Origin of the sequence: Microcoleus sp. T3_D1, from assembly GCF_036700405.1 — a bacterium.
Taxonomy (GTDB): Bacteria; Cyanobacteriota; Cyanobacteriia; order Cyanobacteriales; family Microcoleaceae; genus Microcoleus.
The window spans coordinates 50,598-65,941 of sequence record NZ_JAUBOV010000013.1 but is presented as its reverse complement, the minus strand read 5'-3'; the positions used below and the strand labels follow the sequence as shown (position 1 = coordinate 65,941).

Sequence of the window (15,344 nt, the reverse complement as noted above, 5' to 3'; positions counted from 1 at the left end):
CGGACTCAGGGGAAAAAGCGTGGAAAGTTGACAGCAATGCCTTCTTCCTTTGTTCCTACTGTCTCGGCTGCACGGGCTGACTGCGCTGCAACATTTGCCGCGCGTCGGGGCTGATGCTGTTTTGGTAGCCAAAGTTCGATCGATCGCTATCATCCAAAATCTGCGGAGTCAGCAATACAATCACTTCCGCCCGCTCGTTGATCTTATTAGTGCTCCTGAACAGCGAACCGATAATCGGCAAATCTCCTAAAATCGGAATCTTCGTCGCTGTAACCCGGTCTTGGTCGCGGATAATCCCCGATAAAATCAAAGTCTGACCGTCCCGCAGGCGAATTAGCCCCGACTGCAAAGAGCGCTCAGCCAGCAGGGTGATACTGTTATTTTCTCCTGCGCCAGTGCTCAGGGGTCGAGACGGGCCGATCGCACTGACGATTGGGTTGACTCGCAGAGAGACAAAACCGTTATCGTCGATGCGATCGATCGCCACTCCCAAGCGCAAACCTGCCTGACCTTTTTCTGCCGTCACCGTTCTGGTAGTTTGACCTGCTGTTGTCTGCGATTCCGATCGAATGTTAGTGATCACTTCTTCGGTGATATTCACATTCGCCGTTTCCCCTTCTTGGACAACTAAAGTCGGGTCAGTCAGGATTTTGGCATTCTGGGTGGTAATACTTGCTTGCAGGTTGGACAGAAAACGTCTTGGATATTGGAACAGCGGGAACTGACTAAAAAGCGCACTTCCCGAACCGGTCGCCGAGCCTGGCTCGTAATCCGTAATTCCAACTCGCGTGGGGTCATTAGTCACTGGGGCTGTCGGCTGGAGGAACACACCTTTGGTGGGGGGTAGACCTGGACCTAGAGATTGACCTGTCAACGGCACGATACGCCGACCGTTCGCATCGTAGAAAGTATCACCCCTGAATTCTTGGGGAATGTCTCGGTTCTCAATAATCGCTCGATTAGCGATGCCCCCAAGTGTAGTATTCCTGTCGGGCGGATTAATACCACCAAAATTGACGATCGCCGCCCCGCCGTCATTGACGAAGAAACTGTCATTAATCCCGAAAGAGAAGCTGGTGTTACTGGTGTTGTTTCCCGACAAGTTGATATCGATCACCTTGACGTTGACAGCCACTTGACGGCGGCGCAAATCTAGCTGTGTCAAGAAAGCCACAGCCATGTCAACTTTGCGCGGGTCGCCCACCAAAGTGATGGAATTGAGCCGAGAATCCGCCAGCACCGACAGTCCCCTCAGCAAGAGCGGCCCGGTGCCGTCCCTAGCGCCGATCGCCTTAATGTCGGGTTCCCTAATTTCCACATCCCGCGCCGCATTTCCCTGGCCCACGCTTTGAATAGTCACCCGAGTAATCGGCAGTTGAGTTTCCGCGCCTTGAGCGCTCAAAAAGTTAGCCGCATCCGTAGAGCGAACTTGATTGAGCCGCAGAGTCCGAATGATAATATTGCGCGAGTCGATCGGCAAGCTAGTCCCTACAAAAATTGTCCGCCCCTGGCGGTTAGCTTGCAGCCCGCTGAGCCGCAGCACGTAATTAAAGACATCTTGCACCGACTCATTTTCGATGTCCAAAGAAATCTTCGGCCCTTCATCAGAGCCGGAGGCTCCTGGCTGACCGGGCACTGCGGGCTGGCCCGGTTGAGCAGGGGCCCCGCCGCCTGTAAAAGCAATGTTCAAGCCTGCAGCGCGAGCCAGCAGAGCCAAAACGTCCCGGACTGGGGCATCCCGCAACACCAAGCGGGGGATGCGTTCTCCCGAACTCAGCTCAATATTTCCGACGCCAGGGGCGATGTTAGACACCGCGATATCTCCCAAGGGCGGCGCCACGGCCCGCGGCTGGAAAGGCGCTGCCTGATTTGTCTGGGATTGTATTTCGCTGGGGAGGGGGGGGCGATCGTTTCTGGTAACAGTAACTTCGGGATTTGGCAGCAGCACGCCTGGGTTTTGCGAGGTGCGGACTTGGGGAGCCGGCGGGGGAGCTGTTTGGCTCAGCGGCAGTCCCGGAGGCGGCGGAGGTGCTGTTTGGGCGGACTGTGCTGTACCCCCCTGTCCGGCAACGCTGAGGACGATGCTTTGGCCTTGTCCCGGAACAATTTGTCCGTTGGGAACTCCGTTGGTGCCGGCTACCACAACGCGGATGCTGTTAGCCTCTACCTGGCTGATTTCTACTGAAGAAATTCCCGGAGCGGGGTTATCTTGACGGAAGCTGTTGCCTTGTGGCAAGCGGAGCTGGGTGTTGATAATTGTGGCTTGGTAAGTATTGCCGTTATTGATGGCGAAAACTTGCGGGCGATCGCCCTTTTCTGTAGCCAGGACAATATTTACGCCATTATTGGCTTGACTTACTTGCACTCCTGTGACTTGAGTCGGCGCTGCCGAGACGGGGGCTTGCGCGATCAGAACTCCTGCAACGCTGCATAAGAGTCCTCCACTTAACCGTAGATGCTGTTTCACGTTCTCTCCTCAACTACAATTTGTATTTGTTGTTCGCAGTCTTTTGTCGCTAGCTGCTAAACTGACTAAAATATTCAAGGGTTCGAGCCTTTTTGAAGGAAGAATTTATGCCCTTTTCGATTTTCTATTTTCGATAGGGAATAACTGATGATATCAGGGTTAGAAGCTATCCTACAGCAATCCTCGCATCATTTGTGGATTTCTTACTCCCTCCCCTTTGTAAGGGGAGGGTTGGGGTGGGGTAAAAAATTTACGACTTCTACAAGGATTTCTATACAGTTCCATTACTTTGAGAAACTGGTATTAGAAGAAATTAGGTTTTAGAGCAAATTGTTGAGTGCCATATAAAAAATATTTTTGTGGCATTCATAATTTTTTGACTTCTACCTTCACCCTTCAAAATTCAACCTTCTGCCTTCTCCTTTCTTGTGAAAGAGCAAGTTGGGAACAATAGCTAATATCTATCCGCCCAACTACCGCTACTTAGCACCAGGATTCGGAGCCGGAGTTGGCGGTTTTTCTTCTTGCTTTAGCGGCAGCAGCGCGTGCAAGTCAAAAGCAGTTTTAATTTTAGTTGGCGGTTGCTCCACAGGAACTATTTTCCCTTTCAAAAAATCAACTTCAATTGGCTGATTTGATGCTAGCAATTCAGATTTCAAATTCCTAACTACCAACAGCGACTGCATCAACTCCAAGTTACGCATAAAATTGCGGGTTTGATCAAAAGTGCCTTCAAACTCTACCTTAAATTTTTTGCGTCTGAGCTTGCCAGCCAGGGACGCCCCGAAGGAGCTATCGGCCAGAATATCAGGGTCTGGAGCTCCCGGCGTGGCGGTTGCTGCTGCTGGGGGCATATCCGGCTCAAATTTGGTAATTTTAGCCTTGAGGTCATCTCCTTGCACGCCGGCGTTGATTCTATTAACGAGTTGGGTCATGTCAAGCAAAAGCGTGTTGGCGGTGGCGTCGCTGGCAAACATTGCCGTCACGTTGGCCCGGCGCTGTTTTGCTTCTTCTTGCTTGGCTTCTGCTTCTGCCTTTTTTTGAATTTGAGTTTGCAATTGCAGTTGCGTTTGCTCGCTTTCGCTAAGTTTTTGCTTGAATGCGTCGCTTTTTTGGAATTCGGGAAGTACGAACTGGTAGCCGAGGCCGCCGGCAATAACGAGTCCGAGAACTGCTATGCCGATTGCTTGGACTTGGGGGGTCAGCTTAATGCCGAATATTTCCTTAGCCCCTGTATCTTCTGCTTGTCCGCTAGGACCATACTCATTTGCTAATGTCATTGTTTTTTCACCTCTGGTTTTTGTGGTTCTAGCACTCCTTTTTCTTGAAGTGTTTCTATGCGTATTGCGAGCCCGTCTGCTTGCTTGCTTCGCAGCTCGGGGAGCAACTCGGAGGCCCCCGTCGGGCTGAGCGTCGTTTCAATTTTATATTCCACCACTTTCCGCAGTTTGGGAAGTTCTGTTACTCCTGCTGCACTTTGGTTCCGCAATTGTACTTGTGCCGGGTTGTCTTTTAAGGTCGCTGCTAGCAGTCGGGTGTCAGTATTGAGGAAGAAAGGAGAGCGCTGGACTAGCAACATAAAGTCGTTAACTTGAGCAAAGGTACTGGCTATCCCTGAAATTTGTACTTTTGCTGCCTGCTGCGGGACGACGGGCGGGGGGGGAGCGGCAGCCGGGGTAGGGCTGGCTGGGGACGGACTCGCCCCTGGGGACGGGCTGGCTGCGGGGGTGGCTGCGGGGGGAGGGGGTGCTGCTGCAACGGGGGAGGGACTTGGGTCGATTTGCTCGATTTTGGCAATTTGCACTCCGGCGGGAGTGCGGACACTCAGGTCTTGCAGCATCGCCGACCAAGGTTTAATCTGGTCGAATACTCCGGCTAATGCTTTGTATTCGGCGGTAACTTGGTCGGTTTCGGCGTTGATGGCTTTGATGGTGTTGGCTTGAGTGTTTAACTTGGCAAGTTCTTGGTCGATGGCTTCTTGTTTTTTGGCCAAGCTGGTATTTTCGTTAGTCGCCAACCACCAGGCGCCCATGACTGCGGCGTTGATGCCAAAGGCAAACAGCACTGCCCCATATATGGGCAGTTGGTCTTTTGCTCCACCGGAACTTTTTTTAGCTGGGCTTTTGGTCGCAACGGGTTTGTAGTCGGGACGGTCGTTGAGAAAATTAATATCTAGGCTGTACATGGCTTCACTCGATTTTATAGCAGAAGGAAGAAGGCAGAAGGCACAAGGTAGAAGGTAGTAGGTAGTAGGTAGAAGGTAGAAGGAAAAAGTCATCTACCGCTTATGTTTCAGCAATTAAGAAGGTTCTAACAGTCTTGGCTGTTGCTATAGATTTAAATTGGAAATTTTAGATTTTAGACAGAACCCAAGATTGCTGGTACAAGTGAAGGATTTATTTAGGGAAGAAAGAAACAACTTTCTGCCTTCTACTGAAGGAAGGGGCTGCTTCTACCTCTGATATATTCTACCTTTTACCTTCTACCTTCTACCTTCTATCTTCTACCTCCAATATTCTACCTTCTGCTTTCTGCCTTCTTCTTTTGGAAGGGGTTTTTACCTAAAATTCTCACCTCGGTTTTTCTCTCATCTAAAACTGTTAGGTCACATAACCTCCCTTAGTCCTAAACCTAGGGCGACTCCTAAACCTGCTCGCTGTTCTGGGGTAATTTCTTGGCTGATTTCGAGTCCTAGGGTTTCGATGGGATCGACTTGAGATGCGGGCAAGCTTAATCTTTGCATAAAAAATTCGTCTAGTTTGCCGATCGCAGCTCCCGGGCCTGCTAGCAGCAGTTGCGCTACTTCGAGTTCTTCGCTCTGATTGAGGTAAAAATCTACTGAGCGGCGCAGTTCGTCTGCTAGTTCTCCCAATACTTTTATCATCGCATTTGTTCCCGGATTGGCGTCTCCCGACGCGCCCATTGTATCTGTGACTGGCAGGGTCATGCCTTGCAGTTCGCTGGTGTCTCTGGTTGGCGGCAGGTTCATGGCTTGGTTGAGGGCGGTCTGGATTTGGTAGGTGCCGATCGGGATGGTACGGTTGAACTGAGGTATGCCGTCCACTACTATAGCTAACTCGGTGCTGTCAAATTCTATGGCGGTCAGAACTGCTGCTTCTTGGGAGGAAAATTGTTGCAGTTGGTCTTTGAGGGTGCGGATTAGGGCAAAACTGGTTACTTCTAGTACGTCTATAATCAGTCCGGCTTCTTTGAAGGTTTCGATGTATGTGTCGGTAACTTCTCTGCGGGTTGCTACTAACACGACTTGCACTTTTTCTACTCCGTCGTCATCTACAAATAGGCCTATTTTTTGATAGTCTACGTCGGCGTCTTCTCTGGGAAACGGCAAGTAAAGTCCTGCTTCTGCGTTCATGTAATCCCGCAGTTCTTCTTCGTTGAGCTCTGCGGGAACTGGGATGAGGCGGATGACGGCTTCGCGGCCGGGAATGGCTGTGGCTACTCGCTTGGCTTTGATTTTGTTTTCGGCGAGGACGGCTTTTATTAGTTCTGCCATTCCTGGCGGATCGACTATTTGTCCTTCTTGTACTATGTCTTCGGGAACTTCTATTGAGGCTAGGATGCCTAATTTTAATGCCTGACCTTTCTTTTCGAGCTGAATGATGTTGATGCGGTCTGGGGCTATTTCGATCCCGATTCCTGGCTGGCGTTGGGAAAGTAGACCTTTGAAAAAGTTAACCATGTGATTGGGTCGCCGGTAATTGCTATTTTTTTCTTTTGTAGTTGGCCAGCCTGATTCAGCGCGCAGGCCTGTTGGAGGGTTGGTTTCCAACTGCCGCCAGAGTGCTGTAATCTCGGTATCCCGCCGTAGCTACGCAGCTCAGTCTGTGTTGCGCGATCGCTAGTTCCGATTTTATGCTATCCAATTTACTTGACAATAGCTATTCTGGTGCGAATGTCAATAAATTCCAGCTCGATCGACCGAAAACCCGCCGATTCTGCACAAAAACCGACTATCTCGCTCCTGGGCCCAGGTACAAAACTCTGTTACTGACTCATCGCGCTTGATTCGGGCGAGCGCTTTTTTGTCTGACGGTTCCCATAACTCTCAAATTTTATTCTATGAAACGTAAATCTTGGCAACTTTTTGCTGTTTTTGGGCTGGTGGGGCTGCTGCTGGCTGCGGTGGTGAGTTGCAGCAAGCCGGCTGTTAATTCCCAGGCAAATAATACGCAGGAAATCGAGTTCTGGACTATGCAGCTTCAACCTCAGTTTACTGAGTATTTCAACAAGACGATCGCCGGTTTTGAAGCCCAAAATCCGGGGGTGAAGGTGCGCTGGGTGGACGTTCCTTGGTCGGCGATGGAAAGCAAGATTTTGGGGGCTGTTTCGGCGAAAACTGCGCCGGATGTGGTTAACCTAAATCCCGATTTTGCTTCGCTGTTGGCGGGGCGCAATGCTTGGCTGGATTTGGATTCTCGAATTCCGCAGCAAGTTCGCGAGCTCTATCTCCCAAATATCTGGAAAGCTAGTGTACTCGACGGCAAGACTTTTGGCATTCCTTGGTATCTCACGACTGGGGTGACAATTTACAATACGGAGTTGTTAAAGAAGGCTGGAATTGCTAAGCCTCCTGCTACTTATGCCGAGTTGGCAACTGTTGCGAAGCAGGTGAAGGAGAAGACTGGTAAGTTTGCTTTTTTTGTGACTTTTGTGCCGGAAGATTCGGCGGAGGTTTTGCAATCTTTCGTGCAGATGGGTGTGCCTTTGGTTGATGCGAAAGGTAAGGCTGCTTTTAATACTGCTAAGGGCAAAGCTGTTTTTCAGTATTGGGTGGATTTGTACAAGAACGGACTTTTGCCACAGGATGTTTTGGTGCAGGGACATCGCAGGGCGATCGAGCTTTATCAAGCTGGGGAAACTACTTTTTTAGCTTCCGGGCCTCAGTTTTTGAAGGCTATTGCTGAGAATGCGCCGAGTATTGGTGCTGTTTCGGCTGCTGCGCCTCAAATTACGGGGGAAACAGGCAAGAAGACTGTGGCGGTGATGAATTTGGTTGTGCCCCGCGACAGCAAGCGCCCTGATGATGCTGTTAAGTTTGCTTTGTACGTGACTAATTCTCAAAATCAGTTGGCTTTTGCTAAGGCTGCTAATGTTTTGCCTTCTACGGTTGAGGCTTTGCAGGACGATTATTTTAAGACAGTTTCTGCTGATGCTCTTGCTGCCGATCGAGCTCGCGTTGTTAGTGCTTCTGGGTTGAGTTCCGCCGAGCTATTGATTCCGCCTTTGAAGGATGTTAAGAAGCTGCAAAAGGCGATTTATGACAATTTGCAGGCGGCAATGTTGGATGAAAAGTCGGTAGATCAAGCTGTGGCTGAGGCGGCTAAGGCTTGGGATCAAAGGTAGTTTTTAATTGAAGCTGGGGCGGGATTTTTTTTGATCTCGCCCCTTGCTTTTTTTTGCTACTTGACGTATTATTAAAGAATGGGAATCTGTGTCGCCATATATAGGCATATATTAGCTTTTAAGTTATTATCATAATTAAGTTCGTAGTCACGAGTCAGGACATTAGTCGTTAAAGATTAGGACTAATGTCCTGACGACGAACCTAAAAATTGCTATAAGTCCTGTACCTATTAAAACAACTAAGGACAATGTTTGTCGCTCCGGGCGATCGCACCTGCATATAAGTTACCATTAAAGTACGTAATAACTCCGACGCTTAAGTAGGAGACAAATATGCAAATTAAAAGCAACAACGTAATGGGAAAAGTTTTTGCCACTCTGACAATCACTAATCGAGCCGACCAAATTCGGGCAGAAGATGGGACAATTTCACTAGACCAAATTCGCTCGATCACCCTCAAAAATGTATTGGTAGATACGGGAGCAACTACGTTGTGTCTGCCGCCAGATGCGATCGCCCAACTGGGACTGAAACTCCTGAAAGAAGTGGACGTAGCAACCGCAATGGGTATTGGTAAAGCCCAAATTTTTCGAGATGCTACCATATCGATGTTCGATCGGGAAGGAACTTTCGAGTGCTTGGAGTTACCGGGAGGTAAAGATGCGCTTTTGGGCGTGATACCTTTAGAAGCATTGGGATTAGAAATAGACTTGCAAAAACAAATTTTGAAGCCTTTGCCTATCAGTCCAACTGAAACATATTTGACGATTTTGTAGGAAATTCATTTTTTGAGGCAATTGTCCTTGACAAGAGCGATCGCCCCTCTCAAAAAATCAATTTATTTATCCCGTGCGAGCCTCTTTCTGAATGCAGCTTGATTGATGATTTGTAGGAATATAGCCTGAATTCCTCAAATATTCATAAATTTGACTTGTGTTAAAATCAAAGCTCAGATCGGAATAGGAGAAAATTCTTATGCCAGCGATGACACTCAAAGATTTAAACCAAGTTCAAACCCTTTTTTCCGAAGCGGGTTTAGATTACCAAATTGAACTAGAAGACGGGAGACTTTCAATTGTGGGGCCATCAGACATCGTATCCAGTGAAATCAGCAGTATTTTGATTCGCTTGCTGGGTAACTGGGTTTATCCCCGTCGCTTGGGGAGAGTCTTTGACTCCGCAGGCGGTTTCATCATGCCGGATACGAATGTGAAAGCACCGGATGTTTCTTTTGTGCGCGCCGCCCGCTTGCGCCAAAGTCCGCGTTATTTTGGAGAACTTGTCCCCGATTTGGTGGTTGAGATTAAATCTCAGAGCGATCGCATTAAGCCTATAGAAACCAAGGTTTTGAAGTTTATAGAACTGGGTGCGATCGTTGGAATTCTGATCGATCCTGATGAAGAAACAGTGACTATTTATCGCTCTACAGGTGAACCGACTGTTTTAGGAAATGGCGATATCTTAACAGTAGCAGAACTTTTTCCCGGTTGGGAATTGCCCGTTTCGGAATTGTGGCCTCCTATCTTTACTGAGGAAGAAACACAATTCTGATGCGTTTAAGCTTGGGATTGTTGTTGTTGCAGAAAATAGCCGACGAGATAAAGGGAACCGCAAAGGATTGTTAGGTTGTCACCTGTAACAGCAGCATCTAAAGCTGTTGTTAAGTCGGGGAAGGCTTGACAGAGTGTTAATTCGGGACAGATAATTTGAGCTAGGGTGGCTAATTCTGCGGGTGATGATGAGTTGTGATCGGGTACGGGTACTAGGTAAAGTCGATCGCCCTTTTTGAGTAATGCTTTCAAAATATCATCGCAGTCTTTAGTCGCAAGAATGCCGATTACCCAGTTAATCGGTGACGGGTGATTGTTCAGGCGATCGACATATTCACGCAGGGCGATAGCGGCGGCGGGGTTGTGCGCGCCGTCAATTAATATATTGCGGCTTTTCCAAGTTGTCTGCTGGAGTCTTCCGGGCCATTGGGTTTTGGCGATACCGTTTTCGATCGCGGTTGGGGAAATTTGCCATCCTTGGTTTTGGAGAGTTTGCAAAGTTGCGATCGCAATTGCTGAATTCATTAGTTGAATTTTTCCCAGCAGCGGCAATTGATATTTTATTTTAACCGCATTTTGATTTAACTGATATTCTGCGAATCCTTGTCCTAAATCTATTGCTGGTTTTACCCAAGTTGCCGGACAGTCTAATTCTTGAATGCGTTTTTCTACTACTATTCTAGCTGATTCTGGCAATTCTCCGATAACTGCCGGACATTTTGCTTTAAGAATTCCCGCTTTTTCCCCAGCAATATCTGCCACGGTGGGGCCGAGTATTTGCCAGTGTTCGAGACTGATAGAAGTAATGACGCTAGCGAGAGGTGTTTCGCAAACGTTAGTCGCGTCTAATCTACCGCCCAATCCAGTTTCTATCACTGCAATATCTGCTTTTTGTTCGGCGAAATACAGCCAAGCTGCGGCGGTGATTATTTCAAATTGAGTGGGAGTTTCGGTGTTGTTTTCGGTGGCGGCAACAACTCGTTCTAGACACTGTTGCAATTCTGTTGGGGAAATCGGTTTTTGGTTGATGCAAATTCTTTCTGTCCAATCGATTAAGTGCGGGGATGTGTAGCGCCCAACTCGATAGCCTGCTTCTGTGAGTACGGAAGAGAGATAAGCGCAAACGGAACCTTTGCCATTAGTGCCGGCAATGTGGATAATGGGTATTTGTTTGTGGGGATTGTCTAGTTTTTGGAGAAGTTGGTGAATTCTTTTTAGGCCGAGGTGTACGCCGAAGTGTTGGTAAGATTGGAGGATGGATTCTGCATTCATTGAGGATGATAAGTTCTGTTTGTGTGTGAATTATATTTTTTTTATTAACCGCAGAGGGCGCAGAGGGCGCAGAGTGAGAGAAGAAAGAGATAGATATCTAAGAAAAGAGAGGTTTATAATTGATTTATTGTATTTATTGCGGATGAAAAAAGGTGGCTTTGGATATTATTTCTCTGTTTTCGGGTTGTGGGGGGTTGGATTTGGGTTTTCGCTTGGCTGGCTTTAATGCTGTTTGGGCGAATGAATATGATAAGTCTATTTGGGATACATATAATTTCAATCATCCTGAAACTATTTTAGATCGCAGAGATATCAGAAAAATCAAATCTGATGAAATTCCCAACTGTATTGGGATAATCGGCGGCCCTCCTTGTCAAAGTTGGAGTGAAGCCGGGGCGAAACGGGGGATTGATGACAGTCGGGGTCAACTTTTCTGGGAGTATATCAGAATTGTGCGGGACAAGCAGCCTTTGTTTTTTTTAGCTGAGAATGTTAGCGGAATCTTAGCTCCCAGAAACAAGGATGCTTTCACTTATATATTATCGCAGTTTGAGGAAATCGGGTATCGGGTTTCGTACAAGTTGTTAAATGCTAAAAATTTTGGTGTTCCGCAAGATAGGCAAAGGGTGATTGTTGTTGGTTATCGGGAAACTCTGGGTTTGGGTTTTGAGTTTCCCGAACCGGGAACCGAGGTTTTGACGCTGAAAGATGCAATTTTTGATTTGCAGGCCGCCCCTATGTCAGTTAAGGCTAAATTAGATAATTATCACGATTCTGTCCCAAATCACGAATGTGCGGATTTGGGGTTTTCGAGCATTTATATGTCGCGCAATCGAGTTAGAAGTTGGTCAGAACCTTCTTTTACAATTCAGGCAAGCGGCAGACACGCGCCTCTGCATCCTCAAGCTAGTAAAATGATTTTGGTTGGCAAAGACAAACGCATTTTTGACCCCAATTCGCCTCTGCCTTACCGTCGGCTTTCTGTGCGAGAGTGCGCGAGAGTTCAGACTTTCCCGGATGACTTTATTTTTAAGTACAAATATATTGCGGATGGATACAAAATGGTCGGCAATGCTGTTCCTGTGAATTTGGCGAGGATGTTGGCGAATAAAATATTTGCGGATATTTCGCACTTGTAGCATGGAAAGTTTTGTAGGGGCGGGTTCGCCGAAATATTTGATAATTACCGACAAATTATATAAACCCGCCCCGTCCATACTAGCGGACATGATATTACAAATCATCTAAAGTAAAATTGCGGGGATTTTTGAGGATAAAGGTTTGATTTTCTTTGATTAAATCTCCCGTACAGAGGAAAGGCAAGCGTTCTTGATAAGCTTTGATTGCGAGGATGTAATCTTTGTCTGCAAGTGAGGTTTGAATTTTCCGCAGTTTGTCGGCAATGACACCTAAAAACGTAATTTCGCCGCTTAATTTGTCGGCATTGGGAGTTTGAATTTGCATCACGACTCCCTGAATGGTTGTATTGGGAATTCCGGTAATTAAGTCGGCTAAAATTTCTATTTGAGAGCGATTCTCGATGAGCTCCAATGTCTCTAGCATCAAGTTCATTGACACGGGAAAGTCGGGAAGCTTGCAATTTAAAGGTAGAACTATTTGAGGAGTTTCTGGGTTGAGATTGCCGCTTGTCCAAATAATAGCCCGATCGCCTATTTTTTGCGCTTGTTTCCAACCTTGGGATTCTAAGTAGTAGCTGATTCGATCCGGTTCGAGATTTTTGAGCAATTCAATATCTTTAATTGTGACATTCATATTTGTCTCCCGGTTGCAATCCGCTGCATGATAGTTGTCAGACTCTGGGCCGAAAATATATTTGTTCTGGGTATTGAAATAGTGATGGTTTCTTGATTGTCAGTAGGTGCGGCACCTTCTAATGATAGCCAATAAGCGCAGCGTTTTAAGCAGAGTTCCGCTTCTGTTTGTTGCAGCCAGTCATTGACTCTATCGGGAACAATGACCACAATTATAATTCTAGGAGGATAGGCATTGCTTGTGCTCAATTCTTCGTAGTTTTTAATGTTCAGGGGATAGCGAAGGCTGTTTTCGTTGAGGATATCTCTTGAAGTACATTTGACTTGAAGGTAAAGAATGGGAAAGTTTGGTAAACCTGCTTCTGCGATTCCCGTGATAATTAGGTCTACACCCAGTTGGTCTAGAGGAGTAGTTGTTCGCTGGCAGATGCACCCGGCTGCTGAAGCCACGGCGTAAATGTAAGCATAGCTGAATTCTTCTTTTTGGGTGTTGATATCCATTAAAATGCTACTGCAATTTTGTTGCCATAAAGTAATGATATAACACCAAATCGGGTTATAAAACCCTGTTATGTAAAGTTACGGTGCGTGACTCAAGATGCCTTCCACACAAGCCCAAATCTATTCACAGTCACGCACCATACATCGCTTTGAAAGCAGATTAACCATCGCCCTAGCCGTAAATTCGATCGAGCTTCAAGAAGGTTTGTAACAGCACGTTTGCTCCCTGAGTGCACTGTTCTGGGGATGTATATTCGTCTTCTGCATGGCTGATGCCGCCGCGAGAAGCCACGAAAATCATCCCCATATCCGCAAACCGTCCGATTTCTTGGGCGTCGTGTCCGGCGCGGCTGATTAAATGCGTGCAACTCAAGCTTAATTCCCGGCAAACTTCGGCAATCGCATTTTGAATCTTTGCTGCTGCTAGGGTTGGCAATACGTGCAGCATTTCAATCATTTCAACTTCGGTTTTGGTGTTAAGCGCGATCGCCCTAAACTCTTGTTTCATTTTAACTAACAATTCTGCCAAATGAGTTTGAGATATATCGCGCAAGTCGATTTTAAAATCTACTTTTCCCGGTACAATATTTGTAGCATTCGGCGACAGGTTTAAGTAACCTACCGTTGCTACTTGTTCTCCCGGTGTTTCTACTCCCAACTTGTTGACTGCTAGCACCATTTGTGCGGCGGCTACTAGCGCATCTTTGCGATCGCGCATCGGCGTCGAACCGGCATGATTCGGGCGGCCAGTTACCGTCACTGCATAGCGGTACTGTCCGACAATGCCTTGAACTATGCCGATTTCATCGCCGGTACTTTCCAAAACGCCTCCTTGTTCGACGTGGAGTTCTACAAATGCTGCTATTTCTTGGGGATGGCGTTTTGCTTGTGCAATTTTTGACCAATCTCCGCCAATTTGTGCTAAACAAGTTTCAATGGAAGTACCGTCGCTGCGTCGGTAATATGCCGCATCGCTGACTGTATTTCCGGCCATCGCTTTGCAGCCGATAACGGTGTTTTCTTCGTCGGTAAATACGATCGTCTCGATCGGATGTTCCAAGCATAGGTTATTTTCGTGCAGTACCCGCACCACTTCAATTCCCGCCAAAACTCCCAAAACTCCGTCGTAATGGCCGCCCACGGCCACGGTATCGATGTGAGAACCTGTGGCTAGGGCCGCACACTCGCGCTTTCCGGGATACCGCCCGATCATGTTTCCCGCCGCATCAATGCGAACCGTCATCCCTGCTTCTACCATCCAAGATTCCACGAGTTGGCGGGCCAGCAAATCTGCTTTGGTAAATGCTACCCGACTCACGCCTCCTCCTGGTAGTTTGCCGATTTGGGCGAGTTGGGCGATGCTGCGGTTGAGGCGCGGGCCGTTGACTGCAAGTGTTAATGTAAGTGTCATTTAAAGTTCTTTTATTGATTGATGTAACTAATTGCTGTATACTGCATTCAATAGCATTTAAATCGGCGACATAATGTAGCCTTGTTTACAAAAGTCGAGCGGTTTGACAGTGCCAGGAATAAGGTGCTCTTCGGCATTGGTGTCAACTTAATGTCAAAGGTAATACGAGTCTACCGTCTGAGTTTACAGTCTTCCCGATCCCCCCTAGCCCCCTTCTCAAGGGGGGGACAAGAGAATTCTTTCGTCCCCCTTCTTTCCCCCCTTGGGGTAGGGGGGGGGTGGGGGATGAGCGGGGGATCGAGACTTCGATAAAAACGAGATATACAGAGAATTTTAGTCTTAAGTTGACACCAATGGCTCTTGGGCGCACCCTACAAAGTGAGTTTGTGCATCAGTCTTAAGTAGGAAAAAACACAATTTTTTATCGGGTGTATGTGATGAATCAAACAGCAATTGCAGTCAAACGAGTTTTCATTTGCGGTTCTGCCCTACGGGGTCAGCCGGACAACAGCAACCTCGGAGATGCGAAGTTTATTAGAGAAGCAAAAACTCGCCCGATTTACCGCTTGCATTCGGCAGAAAATGGCTGGCATCCTGCTATTTATGAAGTGGCTGCAGACGGTGTATCAATTCCGGGCGAAGTGTACGAATTAACTCAAGAGCAATTTGAACAGCTTGCAGGGGGGGAACCGCCGCATATGTATCCGTCGGATGTGGTTTTGGATGATGGAGAAGTGTTGACGGCTTTCTTGTACCCGCAGGAGTTGGTTCAGAAGTATGAATGGGAAGATATTTCCGATCGAGGTGGGTGGGCCGCTTATAAAGCCAGTACAGGGCAAAATTAATCCTTTCCGCTGGCTTGTTTGGGCGGGCGAGACGCCCACCCCACAAAAAAATTCATTTCTTGTGGAACAGGCCGGAAAGCCTGTTTGTTTGGGCGGGCGAGACGCCCACCCCACAAAAAAATTCATTTCTTGTGGAACAGGCCGGAAAGCCTGTTTGTTTG

Annotated in this window: 13 protein-coding genes; 5 read left to right on the top strand and 8 right to left on the bottom strand. The window is 47.6% G+C overall.

Annotated features, from left to right (window positions below; all coding sequences use genetic code 11):
• Positions 1-55: 55 nt before the first annotated feature.
• The 4 genes from QT992_RS08750 to pilM all read right to left on the bottom strand — a co-directional run bounded on the left by QT992_RS08750 (position 56) and on the right by pilM (position 6,167).
• The gene (locus tag QT992_RS08750) at positions 56-2,467 is read right to left on the bottom strand and encodes an AMIN domain-containing protein (protein WP_333336052.1); all 2,412 of its coding nucleotides are present in this window, start codon (positions 2,465-2,467) and stop codon (positions 56-58) included.
• A gap of 479 nt (positions 2,468-2,946) precedes the next feature.
• Positions 2,947-3,747 (bottom strand): pilus assembly protein PilO, encoded by an 801-nt coding sequence (locus QT992_RS08745; RefSeq protein WP_333315697.1) that lies wholly within the window; start codon positions 3,745-3,747, stop codon positions 2,947-2,949.
• Entirely contained in the window at positions 3,744-4,652 is a 909-nt protein-coding gene (locus QT992_RS08740; protein WP_333315698.1) for a PilN domain-containing protein, read from the bottom strand. The genes QT992_RS08745 and QT992_RS08740 overlap by 4 nt, the downstream gene beginning before the upstream one ends.
• Positions 4,653-5,072: 420 nt before the next feature.
• Complete coding sequence (gene pilM / locus QT992_RS08735) at positions 5,073-6,167, bottom strand: type IV pilus assembly protein PilM (protein ID WP_333315742.1); 1,095 nt, start codon at positions 6,165-6,167, stop codon at positions 5,073-5,075.
• A gap of 380 nt (positions 6,168-6,547) precedes the next feature.
• On the opposite strand from pilM, the gene QT992_RS08730 reads away from it, so the two are divergent.
• The 3 genes from QT992_RS08730 (at position 6,548) to QT992_RS08720 (ending at position 9,383) form a co-directional block, all read left to right on the top strand.
• Positions 6,548-7,831, top strand: a complete 1,284-nt coding sequence (locus tag QT992_RS08730) for a sugar ABC transporter substrate-binding protein (protein WP_333376839.1) — start codon at positions 6,548-6,550, stop codon at positions 7,829-7,831.
• A gap of 333 nt (positions 7,832-8,164) precedes the next feature.
• A complete protein-coding gene (locus tag QT992_RS08725; RefSeq protein WP_333376837.1) occupies positions 8,165-8,608 on the top strand; it encodes a retroviral-like aspartic protease family protein in 444 nt (147 codons plus the stop codon).
• A 199-nt stretch (positions 8,609-8,807) separates the two neighbouring features.
• Positions 8,808-9,383, top strand: a complete 576-nt coding sequence (locus QT992_RS08720) for a Uma2 family endonuclease (RefSeq protein WP_333376835.1) — start codon at positions 8,808-8,810, stop codon at positions 9,381-9,383.
• Positions 9,384-9,388: 5 nt separating this feature from the next.
• On the opposite strand, the gene QT992_RS08715 is transcribed toward QT992_RS08720, so the two are convergent.
• Positions 9,389-10,654 (bottom strand): folylpolyglutamate synthase/dihydrofolate synthase family protein, encoded by a 1,266-nt coding sequence (locus QT992_RS08715; RefSeq protein WP_333376833.1) that lies wholly within the window; start codon positions 10,652-10,654, stop codon positions 9,389-9,391.
• A 152-nt stretch (positions 10,655-10,806) separates the two neighbouring features.
• Here QT992_RS08715 and QT992_RS08710 point away from each other — a divergent pair, with 152 nt between their 5' ends.
• The gene (locus QT992_RS08710; protein ID WP_333336036.1) at positions 10,807-11,793 is read left to right on the top strand and encodes a DNA cytosine methyltransferase; all 987 of its coding nucleotides are present in this window, start codon (positions 10,807-10,809) and stop codon (positions 11,791-11,793) included.
• A 94-nt stretch (positions 11,794-11,887) separates the two neighbouring features.
• Here QT992_RS08710 and QT992_RS08705 read toward each other — a convergent pair whose 3' ends face one another.
• The 3 genes from QT992_RS08705 to QT992_RS08695 form a co-directional block, all read right to left on the bottom strand.
• Positions 11,888-12,427 (bottom strand): hypothetical protein, encoded by a 540-nt coding sequence (locus tag QT992_RS08705; RefSeq protein ID WP_333315705.1) that lies wholly within the window; start codon positions 12,425-12,427, stop codon positions 11,888-11,890.
• On the bottom strand, positions 12,424-12,927 hold the full coding sequence (locus QT992_RS08700) for a DUF4365 domain-containing protein (RefSeq protein ID WP_333336033.1): 504 nt from the start codon (positions 12,925-12,927) through the stop codon (positions 12,424-12,426). Before QT992_RS08700 ends, QT992_RS08705 begins: the two co-directional genes overlap by 4 nt.
• Positions 12,928-13,099: 172 nt before the next feature.
• Positions 13,100-14,338, bottom strand: a complete 1,239-nt coding sequence (locus QT992_RS08695) for a Zn-dependent hydrolase (RefSeq protein WP_333315707.1) — start codon at positions 14,336-14,338, stop codon at positions 13,100-13,102.
• 437 nt (positions 14,339-14,775) lie between these two features.
• Here QT992_RS08695 and QT992_RS08690 point away from each other — a divergent pair, with 437 nt between their 5' ends.
• A complete protein-coding gene (locus tag QT992_RS08690; protein WP_333147357.1) occupies positions 14,776-15,183 on the top strand; it encodes an allophanate hydrolase-related protein in 408 nt (135 codons plus the stop codon).
• Positions 15,184-15,344: the final 161 nt, after the last annotated feature.